The 20,734-nt window shown below is 69.5% G+C and carries 16 protein-coding genes; 12 read left to right on the top strand and 4 right to left on the bottom strand.

The window, feature by feature from the left end; translation table 11 throughout:
* Positions 1–70 precede the first annotated feature (70 nt).
* Positions 71–406, top strand: coding sequence for a YnfA family protein (locus tag SCAB_RS42655; RefSeq protein ID WP_013006289.1), 336 nt, complete (start codon positions 71–73; stop codon positions 404–406).
* Positions 407–486: 80 nt separating this feature from the next.
* On the opposite strand, the gene SCAB_RS42650 is transcribed toward SCAB_RS42655, so the two are convergent.
* The gene (locus SCAB_RS42650) at positions 487–1,284 is read right to left on the bottom strand and encodes a FadR/GntR family transcriptional regulator (RefSeq protein WP_013006288.1); all 798 of its coding nucleotides are present in this window, start codon (positions 1,282–1,284) and stop codon (positions 487–489) included.
* 378 nt (positions 1,285–1,662) lie between these two features.
* Between SCAB_RS42650 and SCAB_RS42645 the strand changes: the two genes are divergently transcribed.
* The 11 genes from SCAB_RS42645 (at position 1,663) to SCAB_RS42595 (ending at position 16,497) form a co-directional block, all read left to right on the top strand.
* Complete coding sequence (locus SCAB_RS42645) at positions 1,663–3,027, top strand: ABC transporter substrate-binding protein (protein WP_037728998.1); 1,365 nt, start codon at positions 1,663–1,665, stop codon at positions 3,025–3,027.
* Positions 3,024–3,938: a carbohydrate ABC transporter permease gene (locus tag SCAB_RS42640; protein ID WP_013006286.1), complete on the top strand. Its 915-nt coding sequence runs from the start codon at positions 3,024–3,026 to the stop codon at positions 3,936–3,938. The genes SCAB_RS42645 and SCAB_RS42640 overlap by 4 nt, the downstream gene beginning before the upstream one ends.
* A gap of 52 nt (positions 3,939–3,990) precedes the next feature.
* The gene (locus tag SCAB_RS42635) at positions 3,991–4,899 is read left to right on the top strand and encodes a carbohydrate ABC transporter permease (RefSeq protein ID WP_231885201.1); all 909 of its coding nucleotides are present in this window, start codon (positions 3,991–3,993) and stop codon (positions 4,897–4,899) included.
* A gap of 74 nt (positions 4,900–4,973) precedes the next feature.
* Positions 4,974–6,971: a hypothetical protein gene (locus SCAB_RS42630; protein WP_013006284.1), complete on the top strand. Its 1,998-nt coding sequence runs from the start codon at positions 4,974–4,976 to the stop codon at positions 6,969–6,971.
* Positions 6,968–7,315, top strand: a complete 348-nt coding sequence (locus tag SCAB_RS42625) for an L-rhamnose mutarotase (RefSeq protein ID WP_013006283.1) — start codon at positions 6,968–6,970, stop codon at positions 7,313–7,315. The genes SCAB_RS42630 and SCAB_RS42625 overlap by 4 nt, the downstream gene beginning before the upstream one ends.
* Positions 7,316–7,361: 46 nt before the next feature.
* Complete coding sequence (locus SCAB_RS42620) at positions 7,362–8,258, top strand: amidohydrolase family protein (RefSeq protein ID WP_041670218.1); 897 nt, start codon at positions 7,362–7,364, stop codon at positions 8,256–8,258.
* Entirely contained in the window at positions 8,255–9,328 is a 1,074-nt protein-coding gene (locus SCAB_RS42615; RefSeq protein ID WP_013006281.1) for a zinc-dependent alcohol dehydrogenase, read from the top strand. The genes SCAB_RS42620 and SCAB_RS42615 overlap by 4 nt, the downstream gene beginning before the upstream one ends.
* Positions 9,325–10,086: an SDR family oxidoreductase gene (locus SCAB_RS42610; protein ID WP_013006280.1), complete on the top strand. Its 762-nt coding sequence runs from the start codon at positions 9,325–9,327 to the stop codon at positions 10,084–10,086. Before SCAB_RS42615 ends, SCAB_RS42610 begins: the two co-directional genes overlap by 4 nt.
* Positions 10,083–11,108, top strand: a complete 1,026-nt coding sequence (locus SCAB_RS42605) for an aldo/keto reductase (RefSeq protein ID WP_013006279.1) — start codon at positions 10,083–10,085, stop codon at positions 11,106–11,108. The genes SCAB_RS42610 and SCAB_RS42605 overlap by 4 nt, the downstream gene beginning before the upstream one ends.
* A 344-nt stretch (positions 11,109–11,452) precedes the next feature.
* Positions 11,453–14,515: an RICIN domain-containing protein gene (locus SCAB_RS42600; protein WP_231885200.1), complete on the top strand. Its 3,063-nt coding sequence runs from the start codon at positions 11,453–11,455 to the stop codon at positions 14,513–14,515.
* Positions 14,516–14,802: 287 nt separating this feature from the next.
* Positions 14,803–16,497, top strand: coding sequence for a TROVE domain-containing protein (locus SCAB_RS42595; RefSeq protein WP_013006277.1), 1,695 nt, complete (start codon positions 14,803–14,805; stop codon positions 16,495–16,497).
* 77 nt (positions 16,498–16,574) lie between these two features.
* Here SCAB_RS42595 and SCAB_RS42590 read toward each other — a convergent pair whose 3' ends face one another.
* The 3 genes from SCAB_RS42590 to SCAB_RS42580 are packed head-to-tail and all read right to left on the bottom strand — an operon-like array spanning position 16,575 to position 20,674.
* Positions 16,575–18,362, bottom strand: coding sequence for a thiamine pyrophosphate-binding protein (locus tag SCAB_RS42590; RefSeq protein ID WP_013006276.1), 1,788 nt, complete (start codon positions 18,360–18,362; stop codon positions 16,575–16,577).
* A 36-nt stretch (positions 18,363–18,398) separates the two neighbouring features.
* Positions 18,399–19,067, bottom strand: a complete 669-nt coding sequence (locus tag SCAB_RS42585) for a ThuA domain-containing protein (RefSeq protein ID WP_013006275.1) — start codon at positions 19,065–19,067, stop codon at positions 18,399–18,401.
* Positions 19,064–20,674 (bottom strand): APC family permease, encoded by a 1,611-nt coding sequence (locus SCAB_RS42580; RefSeq protein WP_041670217.1) that lies wholly within the window; start codon positions 20,672–20,674, stop codon positions 19,064–19,066. Before SCAB_RS42580 ends, SCAB_RS42585 begins: the two co-directional genes overlap by 4 nt.
* Between the last annotated feature and the right edge of the window lie 60 nt (positions 20,675–20,734).

The raw sequence follows: 20,734 nt of genomic DNA, 5'->3' as shown, positions 1-20,734 counted from the left end.
GCTGAGCATCGGCGGCGTCCGGCGCCCCGCTGAAGATCGGCGGCGCGGGTCGCCGGTAGGGTCCCGCGGTATGACCGTCGCTCGCTCCTTCGCCCTGTTCGCCGTCGCCGCCCTCTTCGAGATCGGTGGCGCCTGGCTGGTGTGGCAGGGCATCCGCGAGCACAAGGGCTGGATCTGGATCGGCGCCGGCGTCATCGCCCTCGGCCTGTACGGGGTGGTGGCCACCTGGCAGACCGACGACAACTTCGGACGCGTCCTCGCCGCGTACGGCGGGGTCTTCGTAGCCGGGTCCCTCGCCTGGGGCATGATCGCCGACGGCTACCGCCCCGACCGGTACGACGTCATCGGGGCCCTGGTCTGCCTCGCGGGGATGGCCGTGATCATGTACGCGCCCCGCAGCCACTGAGCCCGGTCCGCTCTGCCGAGGGGTGACCTTTCGGGCTCAGCCGTGCGTGCGTCGGACGAGAGGCGCGGCTTCGCCACCGATCACCCGAACACGCGCCGCTGGATCTCCCGCCGGTAGTCCTCCAGCGTCCTGTCGAGGTGGGCGGCCGTGGCCCGGGCCGCCTCGTCGGGCAGGCCGTCACGAATCGCCCGGTAGATCGCCTCGTGCTCCTCGACGGCGGACCGCGTGTTCTCCCCGAAGGAGTCGTGGATCCCGATCGCGCTGGACTGCCGCTGCAGTCGCCGGGCATCGCGTACGGCGTTGACCAGGAAGGTGTTGTGCGAGGCAGCGGCCACTGCCGCGTGGAAGTCCTCGTCCGCCTTGTTGAAGACGTCGACCTGGCCGTCGAGGAACCCCTGTCGGCCTTCCTGCATGGCGAGTTCGATCGCACGCAGTTCGGCGGGCGTGGCGCGGGTGGCCGCGAGGCTGCTGGCGGACATCTCCTGGACCCTGCGGAATTCGAACAGCATCAGGACGTGGTCGAGGTCGACCGGCCGGAAGAAGCCGCCCCAGCGACTGGTGCTGAGCATGCCCTCGTCGTCCGCGACGAACAGTCCGCGGCCCTTGTGCGCCCGCACACGGCCCAGAGCCGAAAGGATCTTCACAGCCTCGCGGACGACGGCCCTGCTGGTCTCCAGCCGTTGGGCGAGATCGATCTCCGTGGGCATCCGGTCGCCCGGCACCAGCCGCTCCTCGGCGATGAACTCGAGGATGCGCTCGGCCACGACCTCGTAACCGGGACGGTAGTCACGCTGCCCGTCCGAGTCCTTCGCCGCGGCTGTCGGGGCGGGAGATGCCTGTACAGGCGGGGCCGCCGCGAGCGCGGGCGTGTCGTTCATCTGTCCAGCCTCCGGGAGTGACGGCGAGGAGTGCGGCTGACCGCTGTGGAGCCTCGCTCATCGTACACCAGAAGTTCGATGAGTCGTACTTATCAAGCCCAAGAGGCTCACGATGAGCCATCTATCGCGCCCTCAATGTCCCTATTTACAGGCATTCGTGAGGATTACCTTCACGATCACTGCTGCACATTCACCACAAGAATGCCGACTCAACCCCTTGACGCAGCCCTCGATAAGGCGGCTAATTTCTACCGCGACGGCAGCCGCACAGCCGTCCTCACCCATCCGACGCCGGACCGGGACTGCCCGGCGTCGCCCTCTCGCACGCGCCGCACTCCCGAGCGATTCGGGGCGCCAGCACACCCAGTGGAGTCGTTCATGACTGTCAACAAGCCTTCAGCCGACGGGGGAAGAGTGTTCGGCAAGAGAAGCTCGGCGCTGCTCGCCGGCTGCGCGGCCACCGTGGTGCTGACCGTGACCGCCTGTGGCGGCGGAGGCACCACCGGCACGACCGCCGAGGACGGCTTCAACCAGGCGCCCCAGAAGGACGGCGCGTTGACCGTCTGGGTGGACGCGACCCGCATGGACGCCGCGAAGCTGTACCAGAAGCTGCACCCCGAGGTGAAGCTCGACATCGTCAGCTATGACGGCAACGCCAACGGCTCGAACTACCTACAGACCAAGGTGCAGCTGTTCAACCGCACCGGCAAGGGCTGGCCCGACGTCGTCTTCAGCTCCCAGAACAACGAGGTGACGTGGGCCGTCGACGCGGGCTTCGCCGCGCCGCTCGACAAGGGGCTGATACCGCAGTCGACGCTGGGGCGGTTCGCCAAGGGTGCCAACGACGTCTGCACGGTGAAGGGCACCCTGTACTGCCTGCGCAACGACCTCTCCCAGGCGGTGCTCTGGTACAACGCGCCGCTGCTGAAGAAGTTCGGCTACGCCGTCCCCACGACCTGGGAGGAGTACCAGGAGATCGGCAAGAAGGTCGCCAAGGACCACCCGGGCTACCTGGTCGGCGACGCAGGGGACTCCTTCACCCCCGAGATCTACCTGTGGGCGAGCAAGTGCGGTGCGAACGACATCACGGGCCCCAAGTCCGTGTCGGTGAACACCACCAGTGAGAACTGCACCAAGATGGCGAAGCTCATGGACGTCCTGATCAGGAACAAGTCCATGTCCGTCACCGGGGTGTTCAGCACCGACTTCGCCAAGAACAAGGCCGACAAGGTCCTGCTGATGCCCGGCCCGGCCTGGTTCGGCGGCGCGGTGTTCAAGGACGGCCTGAAGACACCGGCGGGACAGATCGCGGCGGCGCCCATCCCCCAGTGGCAGGGTGACTCCTCGCCGTCCACGGGCAACGTCGGCGGCGGCACCTGGCTGCTGTCACAGCACTCCGCCCACATCAAGGCGGCCACCGACTTCCTGAAGTGGGTCACCACCGACAACGCCTACCAGGGCGAGAAGGCACCCGGCTTCCCGGCCTACGCGCCGGCGGCCGAGACCTGGCTCAAGGGCCAGGACTCCTCCGGGTACTACGCCACCGACCTCGGCGCCCTGGCGTCCGCCTCCTCCCAGGTGTGGCCGGGCTGGGGCTCGGGCCAGTTCAGCCAGGAGGCGATCTGGGCCGCCACGGTCAAGCCGGGCCTGACCCAGGGCAAGAGCATCGTCTCGATGTTGCCGGCCTGGCAGGACTCCATCGTCAAGTACGCCAAGTCCAACGGATACAAGGTCTCCGAGTGACCCTCACCCGCACCATAGCGGCCGGAGCCCGAGGGCGCCGGCGCGGCGCCCTCGGGCAGAGCCGGGCCGGCATGGCCTTCGTCGCCGCCTATGTGCTGCTGCTGATCGCCTTCGGCATCCTACCCACCGGGTACGCCGTCTACTTCGCGTTCACCGACGCCGGCGGGCGGTTCACCGGCTTCACCAACTTCCTCACCACGGCCCAGGACTTCCGCTTCGCCGACGCCGTCGGCCACGTCGCGGTGTACCTCGTCCTCTGGCTCGTCTCGCTGGTGGTGTTCGTGGTCGGCCTCGCACTGCTGCTGCACCGTATGGCCTCCGGCCCGGCCGGCCAGGCACTCCGGTTCCTCTACTACATCCCCGGAGCACTCGCCGGGGCCGCGAGCGTGCTGGTGTGGCTGTTCATGCTCGACCCGACGGTGAGTCCGGTCAGTTCACTGCTGGCCCTGCTGGGGTTCGACACCTTCGGCGAGGTCATCGCCCCCGGAAACCTGGCCCTGCTGTTCACTGTCATCGCGTTCTGGACCGGGGCGGGCGGCTGGATCGTCGTCATGTACGGCGCGCTCAACAACATCCCCAGGGACGTGATGGAAGCCGCGCACATCGACGGCGCCGGGGCCTGGCAGACCGCCTGGCACGTCCAGATCCCCATGCTCCGCAAGTGGATCGTGTACATGGTCATCCTGGCCTTCGCGGGCGGCGCACAGCTCTTCGTCGAGCCGCAGCTGCTCTCGCTCGCCAGCGTGGGCGTGGCCGGACGCGACTACTCGCTCAACCAGCTGACGTACGACTTCGCCTTCCAGATGAACAACGTCAACGGCGCCGCCGCGGTCTCGGTGGAGCTCCTGGTCGTCAGTGTGTCGGCCGCCGCCCTGTTCGTCGCACGGTCTGGATTCTTCGATGCCGACTGAGACCTTCACCGGCCCCGTCGCCCGACCCCGCACGGAACGGGAGCACAGCGCCATGAGCCCGACCCCACACCGTGCCACCGGGCAGCGGCGTCGGCCCGCACGCCACCTGCCGTCCCGGTTGCTGGCCGGCTCCGTCCTGGCCGTGTTCGTGGTGTTCTTCGTCCTGCCGGTGCTGTGGCTCGTCCTCGCGGCGACCAAGACCGACCAGCAACTGGTTCACGGTCACCCGCTCTCCGTCGGCTCCTGGCACACGCTCAAGGCCAACTGGGACGCGCTGACGGCCTTCCAGGACAACGCCGTTCTGCTCTGGCTGCGCAACTCCGCGCTCTACGCGGTGATCTCGCTGGTCATCACGCTCTGCGTGGCCGTCCCCGCGGGATACGCGCTGGCGATGACCGAGTTCCGGGGCAGGCGCACCCTGCTGCTCTCCACGCTCGTCGTGATGCTCATGCCGAACGCCACGCTGGTGGTCCCGCTGTTCCTGGAGATCAACGCGGTCGGTCTGATCGGCACGATGTGGTCGATCATCCTGCCGTACTCGTTCTACCCGTTCGGGGTGTACCTGACGTACATCTACTTCACGACCGCCGTACCGAAGGATCTGCTGGCGGCCGCGCGGATGGACGGCTGCTCGGAGTTCGAGGTCTTCCGCCTGGTGGCGTTGCCGCTGGCGACCCCGGTGATCGCGCTCGTCGGCTTCTTCAGCTTCGTCGCCAACTGGACCAACTACTTCCTGCCGTACGTGATGCTCCCCGCGAGCGACCAGATGCCCATCCAGGTGGGCGTCGGCAACCTCCTCAGCAGCGTTCCGTCGTTCAACCCGACCGTCGGCTCGCTCGCGATCGAGCGTCCGCAACTGGCGCTCGCGACGCTGGTGGCCATCACCCCCGTCCTGGTGGTCTTCCTGTTCGCGCAGCGCTTCCTGGTCAGCGGGATGCTCGCCGGCGCCACCAAGGAATGACGCCCTGCGCGGCAGCCGCCACCGACCCCCTCCCCGACAGCACACCGAGCCACCCCCGAACGGAGATCCCTCCCATGCCCTCCAGCTCCGCCGACCACACCGGTGAGGACGCCACGGCCTCCTCGCCCGGCATCCGGGCCGGGGTGCCGCTGCTCGAACCGCCCGGCTGGGCCGTGGCCCAGCGGGCCCTGTTCGACCTCCTCGACCATGCCTGGCGCCGCTTCGCCCGCGACTTCACCGGCCCGGACGGACGCCTGAACTACACCGGCGGGCTGACCACCCGCGACGGGGTGGACGACTTCTACGAGGTGTTCTTCAACTGGCCCCAGCTCTACCTCCTCGGCGGCGCCGACGACCTGCTCCCCGCCAGCGAGAAGCACTGGGAGGGCGTCACCCGTCAGCTCACCGAGATGGACATGGTCCGCGACGAGTACGAGCGCGGCTACGACTGGTTCCACCAGGGCGAGAGCCTGCTGCTGCTCTACTTCCTGTGCATGGCCGCCCCCGACCGCTGGAGCGAGCGCGCGCTGCGCTTCGCCGACCTGTACGTCGACCCGGCCAAGGGCAACTACGACCCCGAGCACCACGTCATCACCCGCCCCCACAACGGCAGCGACCCGGACCGCCGGGGCCTGTTCGACGGCGACGTCTACCCCTGGCTGGCGAAGGAGGCGGAGACGTACGGTTACCCGCTCGACTGGCTCCCCGAGGCTCAGGACGGCCCGTACCCGCTCTCCGCCGACCCGCGCCTCGGCGCGCAGATGCGCGACCGGATGGGTGTCGGCGACACCGCGGTCAACCTCGCCGCGGCCGGACTGGTCCTCAACGCCTGGATCCTGTCCGGCGAGGACCGCTATCGCGACTGGATCGTCGCGTACGTGGGCGCGTGGCGCGAGCGTACGCGGGCCAACGACGGTCTGATCCCGGACAACGCCGGCCCGGACGGGAGCGTCGGCAGCCTGCTGGAGGGACGCTGGTACGGCGGTCACTACGGCTGGTCCTGGCCGCACGGCTGGCACAGCGTGGGCCACGCGGCCTGTGTGGCGGCGCTGGCGGCGGCGACGGTCACCGGGGACGACGACTACCTCTCGATGGTCGCGACCTCGCTCGACACCCTCATCGGCCACGCCAAGGTGATGCCCCACACCGAGGCGGACTCCAGCCTGCCCTCCAAGTGGGCCGTCGAACTCGGCCCGGACATCCACACCCCCACCCCGCACCTGCCGTTCCGGCACAACGACTCGGGCTGGTTCGACTACAACCCGCTCACTCCGCCCGTACCGGTGGCCCTGTGGCACCACACGGCCTCCGTCACCGACCGGTCCCGGCTGGAGCGGCTGCGGGAGGCCGACGCCATCGACTGGCGTACCGTCAGGCCGTTCCGTGCCAAGGAGGAGTCCGGGCACGAGAAGGCGTGGTTCGCCTTCCTCGCCGGCGACGACCCCGGCTACCCGGAGCGGATCCTGGCCGCGGCCCAGGCCCAGGTCCGCCACCGCCTGCGGCGCGTCGACCGCTACCGGGACCTGGACGTGCCCGAGGCCGACATCCACGTGTGGCAGCTGTGCAACCCGGTGGCCACCGAAGCGCTCGTCCAGCTCACCTGGGGCGGCCCGCAGGTGCTGTACAACGGCGGTCTGCAACAGGCCCGGCTGCGCTACCACGACGCCGACGCCCGCCGCCCCGGCCTGCCGCCGGAGGTGGCGGCCCTCGTCACCTCCATCGACCCCGAGGCGACCACCGTCGAGCTGGTGAACCTCTCCCCCGGCACCGATCGCACGGTGATCGTCCAGGCGGGCGCCTTCGCCGAGCACGCCATCACCGCCGTCCGGTACACGACCTGCGAGGACGACGGCTGGATCGGGGACATGTACGACTACGGCCACACGGAGCCCGTGGTCGGTGAGGCCGAGCAGTCCTGCGACAGCAGTTTCCTGACCGTCGAGCTGCCCGCGTCGACCCGCATTCGGCTGACTCTGCGCCTCCGGCTGCGCGCCCGCACTCCCCGTTACGGCACACCGTTCGACACTCAGGGCCACACGTCCGGCCCGGACACCGAAGGGGAGACCTCATGAAGCGCATCGCCCAGACCATCCGGCTCCGGCCCGAGCGACGCGAGGAGTACCTCGCGCTGCACGCCGCCGTCTGGCCCGGAGTCGAAGCCTCCCTGCTCCGGGCGCACATCCGCAACTACAGCATCTTCCTCCACGGCGACGCGCTGTTCGCCTACTTCGAGTACCACGGCGAGGACTTCGACGCCGACATCGCCGAACTCGAAGCCGACCCCGAGACCCAGGAGTGGTGGAAGCTCACCGACCCCTGCCAGGAGCCCTGGCCCGACCGGGGCGACTCGCGCCAGTGGACGGAACTCACCGAGATCTGGCACCTCGGCGCACCCGACGACACCGACACACCCTGACACGGCCGCACCCGGACCGTCCCGACTTGGATCCCCAGTGACCTCAGTGACTCGCACGTCCGCACTCGTCGACGCCCACCACCTGTGGGACCTCGACCAGCGCCCACAGCCCTGGCTCGACGACCCCTCCGTGGCATCGATCCGCCGCACCTTCACCCCTGACGATCTGCGCTCCACCGCCACCCAGCCCGTCGCGGGCCGTCGGCTGCACAGCACGGTGGTCGTGCAGTGCGTGGCGGACGTCCCCGAGACCGAGGACCTGCTCGCCCTCGCGGCACGGGAACCGCTGATCGGGGCCGTGGTCGGCTGGGCGGACCTGACGTCCCCCGCGATCGGTGACGTGCTCGACCGGCTGCTCGCCGGGCCGGGCGGCACGTATCTGCGATCACTGCGCCACCTCGTCCAGAGCGAGACGGATCCCGGCTGGCTGCAGCGCCCCGAGGTCGAACGCGGTCTGGCGGCGGCCCGGGACCGCGGGTTGCGCTACGACGTACTCGTCCGTGACCACCAGCTCGACCAGGCGATCCGGCTGGCCGAACGCATCCCGGACCTGCCCCAGGTGCTCGATCACGCGGGCAAGCCGTCGATCGCCCGAGGTGAACTGGCCGACTGGGAACGGCAGATCCACCTGTTGGCCGCACACTCCCAGGTGGTCTGCAAGGTCTCGGGACTGATCACCGAGGCCGACCACGACACCTGGACCACCGCCGACATCCGCCCGGTCTGGGACGTCCTGCTCAGCGCGTTCGGCCCGGACCGGCTGATGTTCGGCTCGGACTGGCCGGTCGCCAACCTGGCCGGCGGCTGGAACCGCTGGGCCGCGACCGTCGACGAGCTGCTCACCGACTGCTCCGCGAACGACATCCAGGCGCTCCTCGCCGACACCGCGACCACCTTCTACGGCCTTGCCCACGACGCCGAAGGGACCCTGACCCCGCGATGACACTCGCCGTCCGATACACATCCGCCCGCACCCTGGACACCGCCCCCGTCCAGTGCGCGCCGCCCGGCCCCGGTGAGGTCGAAATCGCCCCCGCCTACGTCGGTATCTGCGGCACCGACCTGCACATCTTCCACGGCGACATGGACGCCCGGGTGTCCGCTCCGGCCGTCCTGGGACACGAGATGTCCGGCCGGATAGTCCGCGTCGGCGAGGGCGTCGAGGGCTGGGCGCCCGGGGACGCGGTCACCGTGATGCCACTGCGCTGGGACGGCACCTGCCCCGCCTGCCGTGCCGGCCACCAGCACATCTGCCACAACCTCGACTTCATCGGCATCGACTCCCCCGGCGCCATGCAGCAACGCTGGACCGTCCCCGCCACGACCCTGATCCGGCTCCCGGACGCGCTCGCCCTGGACCGGGCCGCGCTCGTCGAGCCCACCGCCGTCGCCGTCCACGACGTCGGCCGCGTCGGCGTGGCCGAGGGCGAGAAGGTCGTCGTGGTCGGCGGCGGCCCGGTCGGCATCCTCATCGCACTGGTCGCGCGGGCCGCGGGCGCCGAGGTGCGTGTGGTGGAACTGAGCGCGCACCGGCGGGCACTCGCCGAGGAGCTGGGCCTGATCACCTGGGACCCGGCCGTCGAGGACGTGCCCGCACGGATCGGTGAGTGGACCGGTGGTGCGGGGGCGGAGGTCGCCTTCGAGGTGTCCGGCGCCGCCGGCGGCGTCGACACCGCCGTCGACGTCCTCGGCGTGCGGGGCCGGCTGTGCCTGGTCGCCATCCACCCCCGGCCCCGCGAGATCAATCTGCACCGCTTCTTCTGGCGCGAACTCACCCTCGTGGGCGCCCGGCTCTACGACCGCGCCGACTTCGAGAAGGCAGTGGCACTGGTCGCCGCCGGCACCGTCCCCGCCGACCGGCTCATCAGCAAGGTCGTGCCCCTCACCCAGGCACCGGCCGCCTTCGAAGCCCTCGAAGCAGGCGGAGACGTGATGAAGATCCTCGTCGACTGCACCACCACCGACGCACCCACTCACCTCACCGACAACGCCGCCCGGGGGACTGCCATATGAACGCCTTCGACCTCACCGGAAAGCTCGCCGTCGTCACCGGCGCCCGCCGCGGCATCGGCCGGGCCATGGCCCGCGCCCTCGCCGAAGCCGGCGCCGACATCATCGGCGTCAGCGCCACCCTCGAAGAAACCGGCAGCGACATCGAAAAAGACGTCCACGCCACCGGCCGCACCTTCGAAGCCCTCCGCACCGACTTCGCCGACCCCGACGCCGTCCACTCCCTCGCCACCGACCTCGCCGGACGCGAGCGGCCCGTCGACATCCTCGTCAACAACGCCGGCACCATCCGCCGCGCACCCGCCGCCCACCACCCCGACACCGACTGGGACCTGGTCCTCCAGGTCAACCTCACCGCCCAGTTCACCCTCACCCGCGCCATCGGCGCGACCATGGTGGCCCGCGGCCACGGCAAAATCATCTTCACCGCCTCCCTCCTCAGCCACCAGGGCGGCATCACCGTCCCCGGCTACACCGCCGCCAAACACGGCATCGCCGGACTCACCAAAGCCCTCGCCAACGAATGGGCACCCCACGGCGTCAACGTCAACGCCCTCGCCCCCGGCTACATCGCCACCGACAACACCCAGGCCCTCCAGGACGACCCCACCCGCAGCAGAGCCATCCTCGACCGCATCCCCGCCGGACGCTGGGGCAACCCCGACGACCTCGCCGGCGCCACCGTCTTCCTCGCCTCCGACGCCGCCGCCTACATCCACGGCACCACCCTCCCCGTCGACGGCGGCTGGCTCGGCCGATGACCACCCGGGAGCCCGCCTTGCACCACCGGAAGATCCAGCGGACCTCGGTCGCCGTCACCGAGCTCGGCTTCGGGGCCTCGGTGATCGGCAACCTCTACCGCGAGACTTCCGCCGACGACGCGTCGGCCGCCGTCGACGCCGCCTGGGACGCGGGCATCCGCTACTTCGACACCGCCCCGCACTACGGTCTCGGCCTCTCCGAGCGGCGCCTCGGCGCTGCCCTGCGGGACCGTCCGCGCGGCGAGTACGTCGTCTCCTCCAAGGTCGGCCGCCTCCTCGTCCCCAACGAGGCGCCCCGGGGCGTGGACTCCGAGGGCTTCGTCGTCCGGGACGACCTGCGCCGGCAGTGGGACTTCAGCCGCGACGGCGTCCTCCGGTCCATCGAGGAGACCCTGGACCGCACGGGCCTGGACCGGCTCGACATCGTCTACCTCCACGACCCCGACGACCACTGGCAGCAGGCGGCCGACGAGGCCATGCCCACCCTCGCCGACCTCCGCGACCAGGGCGTGATCGGCGCCATAGGCGCCGGCATGAACCAGTCCGCCATGCTCGCCCGCTTCCTGCGCGAGACCCCCGCCGACATCGTCATGCTCGCCGGCCGCTACACCCTCCTCGACCAGACCGCCCTCGACGACGTCCTGCCCGCCGCACACGAACACGGCAAGAGCGTCGTCGCCGTCGGCGTCTTCAACTCCGGTCTCCTCTCCCGCGACCGGCCCACCCAAGGCATGAAGTACGACTACCAGGACGCCCCCACCACCCTCGTCGACCGGGCCCGCGCCATCGCCGACGTCTGCGCGGACCACGGAACGACCCTCCCCGCGGCCGCCATCGCCTTCCCGTACACGCATCCCGGCGTCGTGAACGTCACGCTCGGTATGCGGACGGAGCGGCAGGTGCGGCGGAACGTGGAACTCCACCGCAGTGTCGTCCCCCAAGCCCTCTGGGATGACCTCCGGGGCCAGGGGCTGATCAGGCCGGACGTCCCCTCCGCCGCGCACGGTGACGCCACCCCGTGACCCCGCCCCCTGAATCCGCGCACCGAGAGAGTGCCCGTCATGCCTGACCGCCGCGCCAGAACGGTCCACCACCGCCCACACGACCGATTACGGCCCCGCTCCGTCTCCGTCGGAGCCGCACACATCGCGCCGACGTCGTGAACCCGTCCCCCGACGAGGGGCTGTGCCGGTCACCGACGTGCTTAGGCCCCCGAGCCACAGAGGACCGGGCGTATCGAAGATCCGCGTCAACCGCATCGAGAAGCACCCAGGAGCCGCCGCATGAACGCTTGCTCGACCGTCCGAACCAGCAGGAGGGGAAGACGATGAACCACGTCACCTCTCCCGTCCGCAGCTTGTCAGCCGTGCTGGCGATATCACTCTCCGCCGCGCTGCTGACCTCCCTGGCGACACCCACCCCGGCCGCCGCCGCGACCCAGGCGACCTACTACGTCTCCCCCGACGGCAACGACTCCGACTCCGGAACGATCTCGGCGCCGTTCAAGACCCTGCAGCACGCCCGGGACGTCGTGCGCACGGTCAACGACGACATGACCGGTGACATCAACGTCTATCTCCGCGGCGGCACCTACCCGGTGACCAGCACGATCAACTTCACCTCGGCCGACTCCGGGACCAACGGCAACCGTGTCGTGTACGCCGCCTACCCGGGCGAGAAGCCGGTCCTGGAGGGAGGTGTACCGGTGACCGGCTGGACCCAGCACAGCGGGAACATCTGGAAGGCCACCCTCGACCGCGACAACAAGCTCCGCGCGCTCTACGTCGACGGCAAGCGCGCCCGGATGGCCTCGAAGACGATCAGCTCGGCCGGATGCTACGGGGCGAACTACAAGGTCGAGGCCCCCTTGCCTTCCTGGGCCTGGGAGACGGGTCAGACATGTGACGCCTCCAAGTACGGTCTCTCCGACCTCCCCGCCATCGCGTCCAACCAGGACGACGTGGAGATCAGGTCGGCGACGACCTGGACCTCGGCGATCGTGGGCGTCAGGGAGGTGACCACGAGCTCGGACGGCGCCCAACGCGTGGCGAAGTTCCAGGAGCCGGGCGCGGCGATAGCCCAGGGCGCGTACAACGGCAACTTCCAGGCCGGCGGCACCCAGACGTTCATGAACGCGTACGAATTCCTGGACCAGGCGGGCGAGTTCTACTTCAACAAGACCAGCCACACGCTGTACTACTACAAGTCCGGCTCCGAGGACATGACGACGGCGAAGGTCTTCGCGCCGAACAACGTCTCCACCATCCTCAAGATCGCCGGCACGTCCAGGACCGACCATGCACGCGACATCACGTTCTCCGGGCTCACGGTCGAACACTCCGACTGGAACCTGGTCAAGGTGGGGGACTCCGTCTTCCGGCAGGGCCAGCAGGGCAACGTCACCGCGACCGTGTACGCGAGGAAGAACTTCCACGCCTACACGTACCGCAACGTCGACCTGCAGCCGGCGATGATCCAGGTCGAGAGCGCCGACGGGATCAACCTGCAGCGCAACACGGTGCAGCACACCGGTGCCGACGCCATCACCCTGGCGAACGACGTGACCGATTCCCAGGTGACCGGCAACTACGTCAATGACACGGCCGGGTCCGCGATCACCGTGGGACACCCCCAGCACGTGTACATCGGGGACTACGCCCAGGACCCCCGCGAAAAATACCCGGTGAACGTCGAGGGCGTCTGCAAGGACATCACCGTCAGGAACAACTACCTCTACGACAGCGCGGTGTTGTTCGAGGGCTCCAACCCCGTGTCGGCGTACTTCGTCGACACTCTGGCCGTGGAGCACAACCGGATCGAGAAGTCCCCGTGGGCGGGCATCTCGCTCGGCTGGGGCTGGTGGAACTTCAACGGAGACTCGGACGCGGTCGTGCCCGGCACACCGACCACCACCGCGAAGAACAACTCCGTCAGGTACAACGAGATCATCGACACGATGCAGACGCTCGCCGACGCCGGCCCCGTCTACACACTGGGCAGGCAGCCGGGAACGGAGGTCAGCGGCAACTACATGCAGGGTGTTCCGGCCGGCCACAAGTACGGCATCCACCCCGATGAGGGCTCCGCCGGCATCAGCTTCCACGACAACGTGCTCGACGTGGACCCCGGTGTCACGTCCACCATCCACTCCGGCGAATGGGGCCGCCAGAAGGACCTGTCGATCACCAACACCTACGGCACCGTCAACAAGATCTTCGACCAGACCGTCACGTCCAGCACCATCCAGGACGTGCGCGCGTACGCGGACAACGTGTGGCCGTCCGAGGCGTACGACATCGCTCTCGACGCGGGCCTGGAGGACGCCTACAAGGACCTCGTCCCCCGGAGCAGGGTGGCACTGCAGGACTACGTGCTGCCCGCCGCCACGTTCGCCGGCAAGGGCGTGTCCTCCGTTCCCGTCCGCGGCACCGGTGACGCGGCCAAGACCCTCTGGCTCGCTCCGTCCGGTACGACGACGTTCGCCGTCGGTCCCACGATGACCAAGGCGAGCGGAACCGCGACGGCCATCGCCGTTCCTCCGTCGGCCGGTGACTACCGCCTCTACGTCGTGGACGCCCAGGGCGACGCGTCCGCCGCGTCGAAGGCTCTGGTGCGACAGCGCTGGGCCTACGCCGACGACAAGGCCGCGAGCGTCACCTACTCCTCCGGCTGGTCGAACTGGAACGACACGAAGGACGTCAACGGGTCCGAGAAGTTCACGAGCGCGTCGGGCAACTACGCCGAGTACTCCTTCACCGGCACGGGCATCCGCTATCTCGGCATGAAGCAGCCGAACATGGGCAAGGTGGACGTCTACCTCGACGGCACCCTCGCGCAGTCGGGCATCGACGCCTACGCCTCGACGGTGACGAAGCAGGTACCGCTGTTCGAGAAGACAGATCTCGCCGCCGGCCCCCACACGATCAAGATCGTGTGCACCGGGACGAAGAACGCCTCCTCCTCCAACACCGTCTGCGCACTGGACGCGTTCGCCCACATCGCGTTCCCCGCCAAGAACGGCTTCTACAAGATGCTCAACAAGGGCAGTGGCAAGGCGGTCGACATCTCCGGCGGATCCGACGCCGACGGAGCGAGCATCATCCACTGGACCGACGGCGGAGCGCAGAACCAGCGCTGGCGGTACGTCCCGGTGGGTGACGGGAGTTACGAGATCGTCAGCCAGGACACCGGCAAGCTCGTGGACGTCAAGGACGGGCTCACCACGGACGGCGCGGGCATCGTCCAGTGGTCCGACAACAACGGTGCGAACCAGCACTGGACCCTGGTCGCCACCGGAAACGGCTACTACAAGATCAAGAACGTGAAGAGCGACAAGTTGCTGGCGCTCGCCCCGTCGGGCTCCCAGCTCGTGCAGACGACCGACACGAACGCCGACGGCCAACTCTGGAAGATCGTGAACGTGGACTGATCAGGTCCGCCGGCCACGAACAGCACGACCCGCCCGTGGGGCGGTGCCGACGACACGAGCCGGCACCGCCCCACGCGAACACGGCAAGGCAGGAGGAGCGTGGGGAGGGCGGCGATAAATGGGGTGCGGCCGCTCACCGACATCGATTAGCGTGCGTGCTCGACGCCTTCCGATGCGCTGTGCCCCGGTTACTTCCTGTCTGAGATCGCAACACCACCCCGGTGCCACTACTGATCTCGGGAGGCGTCTCTCCTTCTTCCAGGAACGTCTCCCAAGGGACCTTCTGCATGCCCCATTTCAACCGTCAGCGAGCCAAGTCCGAAGCCAGGAACGAGATCCAGGCGGAAATACCGGGCCTGACCGCCGGCGGAGCGACGTCGTCGCTCTCCACCCACGGCCGGTGGCTGCTCCCGCCGTCCGGCCCGGCAGCGGGCCTGCGCCGGCCCTCCGCGCGCCGACTCCACCGCCTCACCCACCAGGGTGGGCCCGCGTACACCCGCACGCCCAAGGGGGAACTCTTCCTGTTGGCCGTGGCCAACATGGTCGGCCATCACACCTTCTACGAGGACGCCGCCGCCCGCGACGAGCGCTACGAGCAGCTGGTGCGCACGCTCGCCGTCAGCGATCCGGAGTGGACTCTCGGTCTGCTGGGCTGGCTGCGCACCGAGGCCCATATGCGCACCGGGTCCCTCGTGGGCGCCGCCGAGTTCGTGCGGGCCAGGCTGGAGGCGGGGGCCGTCGGCTTCTCCCGGCAGGCCGTGTCCGCCGTCCTCCAACGGGCCGACGAGCCGGGTGAGTTGCTGGCGTACTGGATCTCACGGCACGGCCGCGCACTCCCGCAGCCGCTCAAGCGCGGAGTCGCCGACGCCGTCCGGCGTCTGTACACCGGTCGCGCACTCCTCAAGTACGACACCGCCTCACGCCCCTACCGCTTCGCCGATGTCATCGAACTCACCCACCCCTCCCCCGCCCCCGGACGTCCATGGCAGGGGCCCCTGTTCACGTACGCGATCGACCGCCGTCACCGTCCGGACCGTGTGCTTCCCCCGGCCGGCGAGACACTGCTCACCGCACACCGGGAGCTGATGGCCGTGCCGGTCGGGGAACGGCGTGCCCTGGTCACCGCGCCGGGTGGCGCCGAACGGCTGAGCGCGGCCGGGATGACCTGGGAGTCGGTGGCAGGCTGGCTGCAGGGGCCGCTCGACGCGGCGGTGTGGGAGGCGGTGATCCCCTCGATGGGGGCGATGGCCCTCGTACGCAACCTGCGCAACCTCGACCTCGCCGGCGTGAGCGACCGGGTGGCCGCCGAGGTCGCCGCGCGGATCTCCTCCCCGGACGAGGTGCGCGGATCCCGGCAGTTCCCGTTCCGGTATCTGGCCGCCCATCGCAACGCGCCGTCGCCCCGCTGGGCGGAGGCTCTGGAGACGGCCCTCGGCCACTCCCTCGCCAACGTCCCCGAACTGCCCGGCCGCACCCTGATCCTGGTGGACCGGTCGGGCTCGATGTTCGACACGCCCGGTGAGCACACCCAGCTCAACCGGGCGGATTCGGCGGCCATTTTCGGTACGTCGCTGGCGCTGCGGGCCGAGTGCGCCGATCTGGTGGAGTTCGGGTCGGACAGCCGTCGCGTGGAACTCGCCCCGGGTGAGTCCGTACTGCGCGCCCTGGATCGCTTCCACGACCTCGGCGGCACCCATACGGCCGCGGCGCTCAGGCGGCACTACGCCCGTCACGACCGGGTGGTCGTCGTGACCGACGAACAGACCGGGCCCGCTCAGTGGTCCAGCCCGTTGCGGGCGATCCCGTCGCGCGTCCCCGTCTACACCTGGAATCTGGCCGGCTACGCCCCGGCCCACGCCCCGTCCGGCCCGCACCACCACACCTTCGGCGGCCTGAGCGACGCCGCGTTCCGGCTGATCCCGCTGATCGAAGCGGGCCGGGACTCCGCGTGGCCCTGGGAAGCGGGTTCGCGCGAGGGATGAGTCCCGGCACGCGGACCGCCCGCGCGGCCGGGTCTCGGCCGCACGGGCGGTGGTCGGTACGGTGGCGCGGGGCCGTCTCAGAGGTGCTGCTCCGTGGCCCTGATGCGGTCGTACTCGTCCTGGCGCTCGTCCTTGATGTACGCCGGGATCGGGAAGTCCCACCAGCCGGGGACCCAGGGGCCGGCGGCGTCGCGGTCCGTGGGGACCTCGATCACGGCGGGGGCGCCGGACTGGACCGCCTTCCGCAGCGTCGGCTCCAGGGACTCGGCGTCGTTGACCTTGTGCGACTCGATACCGAAGGCCCGGCCCATGGCCGCGAAGTCCGGGCTGTACGGCGAGCCGTCCGGGTGCGAGAACTCGACGCCGATGTGCCGCGAGGTCTGCTTGCGCTGACCGCCCCGGATCGACATGTAGCCCGCGTTGTTCTGGACCACGAAGATCACCGGTGCGCCGGCGGTGACGCTCAGGGCGATCTCCTGGGAGGTCATGAGGAAGTCGCCGTCGCCGAGGACGCACACGACCGGGCTGTCCGGCCGGGCGAGCTTGGCGCCGACGGCGGCCGGGATGGCCCAGCCCATGGAGGAGAAGCCGCCGGAGGTGAGGTGGGTGCGCGGGTTGTAGACCGGGAAGGTCTGCTTGACCGCGCCCTGGGTGTTGCCCGAGCCGGCGACGATGATCGCGTCGCGCGGGAGCACGTTGCGCAGGGCACCGAGCGGGCGCTGCGAGGTGAACGGGAAACGGTCGCTGTCGCGGCGGCCGACGAGCTTCTCCTCCCAGTCCTGCTTGAGCTGGGCGAGTTCGGCGAGGTATTCGGAGCGGTCGACGCCCTTGGCCGGGAGGGAGTCGACGATGGCGGCCACGGCGCGCTGGGCGTCCGCGACGATGCCCACCTCGGCGGGGTAGTTCTTGCCGATCTCGTGCGGGTCGATGTCGATGTGGATGAGCTTCGCGGGCGGGATCGAGAAGCTGATGCCCTTGGCGTAGCTGGAGGCGGACCAGTCGGTGAAGCGGCAGCCGACCGAGATGACGACGTCGGCGGAGCTGGCGATCGCGTTGCCGGTCATCGTGCCGGTCTGGCCGACGCTACCGGCGAACAGCTCGTGGTCCTCGGGGAAGGCACTCTTGCCGTTCCACGTGGTGACGACCGGGATCTGCCAGCGCTCGGCGAGCGCGAGGACCTCGTCGGACGCCTCGGAGGTGATCGCACCGCCGCCGACGACGATGACCGGGCGGGTGGCCGCCCGCAGTACGTCGACCGCGCGGTCCACGGCTTCCGGGTCGGGGTGCTGGCGGCCGACGGGGATGCGCCGCTCCAGGTCGTGGAGCTCGACGTTCGCGGCCTCGGCCTGGACGTCCATGGGGATTTCGAGGTGCACCGGGCCCGGGCGGCCGGTCAGCATGGAGTTGAAACAGCGGTGCAGGACGAAGGGGAGTTCCTCGACACGGGTGACGACCCAGTGCCGCTTGCTGACGGCCTCGGCCACCTTGGGGAAGTCGTTGGCCGTGTAGCGGTCGAGCTCCTGCAGCAGTCCGTGGCCGCGCATGTGGGTCGGCGGGCCGCCCGTGACCACGAGGACGCTGGTGGAGTCCGTGAAGGCGGTGCCCATGCCGATGACGGTGTTGCTGGCGCCGGCGCCGATGGAGGTCACGGCGGCCTGCGGGCGGCCGGTGACGCGGTAGTAGCCGTCGGCGAGGTGGACGGCGCTCTGCTCGTGGAAGGTCTGGATGAAGGGGATCCTGGACTCGTCGTCGAGGAAGGCGTCGGTCAGTGACCAGATGCCGTGGCCGGGGATGCCGGCGACGACGTCGACCCCGTAGTTGCGCAGGGTCCGCGCGACGATCTGGCCTCCGGTGAGGACAGGCATGGTGTGCTCCCAATCGGCTTGGGTCGGACGGAGGAATCAGGCGTGGTGACGGGCGGCCCAGGCGAAGCCCTGGGTGCACAGGCGGGTGACGTCCGGGTTCTGGAGGTCGTCGAGGTCGTGTCCGACCGCGCTGTAGAAGACGCGGCCCCCGCCCCAGGTCCTGGTCCATGCCTGGGGGATCGTCTTCCCCTCCAGCCAGGGCAGGTGCTCGCCGGTGAAGGTGGACTCGGCCAGGACGTGGTTGTTGGGGTCGACGGACATGTAGTACTGCTCCGAGGCGACCCGGAAGTCCCGCACCCCGGCGGTGATGGGGTGGTCGGTGTCCGTGATCGTGACCTCGTACGGGTACTTCACGCCTTCGCCCGCGGGGTGTTCGAGGAAGCTGCCGCCGAGGAGCCAGTGGTACTTGAGGCTGGTGCGGAACGCGGCGGCCGCGCCGTGCCAGGCGGCGATCCCGGTGCCGCTCTCCACCGCGCCCAGCAGGTTCGACTCCTGGGCGGCGGTCAGTCCCTCGGACAGCAGGGCGTTGTTCCAGTTGAGGGCGATGAGGTCGTAGCCGGTGAGGTCGGCGTCGAGCGCGAAGATGTCGTTGGTCTCGTCGACGTCGAACCCGAGGTTCTTGAAGATCGGGAGGGCCCATTCCTCGGCCACCTGGTAGGGCTTGTGCCCCGGCCAGCCTCCGTACAGATACAGGACGCGGGTCATGCGTTGCTTCCTCCGCTCGTGCCGGCGAGGGCCGCGGCGCGGCTGCGCAGACGCTCGGCCACCTCGATCGCGTCGCCTTCCGGCGCGGTCGACTTGCGCTCCGGCTTGGCGGTCAGCAGATACACCAGGCCCACGGCCGAGACGATGAGGAAGCCGACGAGTGCGATCCACTGGTCCAGCAGCGGGGTTCCCGGGCCGCCGGTGGGCATGGCGAGAAGGACCATTCCGAACACTCCGTAGACCAGAGCCGCCACGTTGACCACCATGCCCCAGCGGCCGAGGGTCCAGGCTCCGGCGGGCCGCCACCCCTTCAGGCGCATCCGCAGCGCGGCCAGTACGACCATCATGAACGCCGCGTATCCGGCCAGCATCTGGAACGCCGCGATCTTGGTGAGGGAGTCGGGCGAGTAGTAGACGAACACGAAGATCACCAGCGGGAGGACGTTCACGGCCAGCAGCGCGTTCAGCGGAACGCGGTGCTTGCGGGAGATCTTCGAGAAGACGCGGGATCCCGGGAACATGTCGTCACGGGCGAAGGAGAAGACGATCCGGCTCGCGGCGGCCTGCTGGCTCATCACACCCGCGATGAAGGACGTGATGATGACCGCGAGCACCGCCTTGGTGCCCACCGTGCCGAGCGAGTTCTGCAGGATCGAGGGGATGGGGTTGGTGTCCTTGCCCTCGAGGATCGAGGCGAGGTCCGGGGCCGCGAGGGCGTAGCCGACGAAGGCGAGCAGTGCCGCCACGCCGCCGACGGCCACGGTCAGCTGCATGGCCCGCGGGATGCTGCGGGAGGGGTTGGGGACCTCTTCCGCGATCTCGCCGCACGCCTCGAAGCCGTAGAAGAGGAAGAGGCCGACGAGGGAGGCGGCGATGAAGGCCACGACGTAGCTGTCGTGGTTGGAGCTGCTGGCCTCGAAGAAGATCGAGACGGAGTTGTGCCGCTCGAAGATCAGCAGGTAGAGGCCCACGATGACGATGCCGATCAGTTCCGCGGCGAGTCCGATCTTCGAGATCAGGGCCAGGGTCCTGGTGCCGAAGCAGTTGCAGATCAGGCAGACGACCGTCATGGCGACGGCGATCCACAGCCGCTGGGCGGGGGTGGAGCTGATGGCGGGCTCGGCGGCGGTTCCGGCGAAGAGGCTGGCCGCGAAGTCCGAGCTGAAGAGCGCGGTGCTGGTGATGCCGATGGTGATGCAGCAGATGTACGTCCACGCGTTGAACCAGGCATAGCGCCCGTTCCACAAGCGTCTGACCCACTGGTACAGGCCGCCCGCGAGCGGGAACTGCGAGACGATCTCACCGAAGGTCAGTGCGACCAGGAACTGCCCGGCCCCGACGATGCCGATCCAGAAGATGGACGGTCCGCCCGCGGTCGCCAGGCCGACGGCGAACAGGGCCACGACGCCCACGAGGGGCGAGAGGTACACGAAGCCCAGGGCGAAGTTGCCCCACAGGCTGACCTTGCGGTCGAACTTCTGCTCATAGCCGAGGACGGCGAGCATGTCGGCGTCCTCGGCGGACGAGATGGGGGTGGCCGCCCCGCCCGGGGAGCCGGCGGGGGTGGGTCTGGGCGCCGTGTGCGCCTCGTTGTCCGTAGCTGACATGACGATCTCCGTGGGTCGAGGGGGAAATGCTCCTTGTCGAACGGCTGCCGTACCGCGACG

This window comes from Streptomyces scabiei 87.22 (assembly GCF_000091305.1).
Taxonomy (GTDB): Bacteria; Actinomycetota; Actinomycetes; order Streptomycetales; family Streptomycetaceae; genus Streptomyces; species Streptomyces scabiei.
Note: the sequence above shows the minus strand (reverse complement) of the source record. Positions and strands in the feature narration are given on the sequence as shown.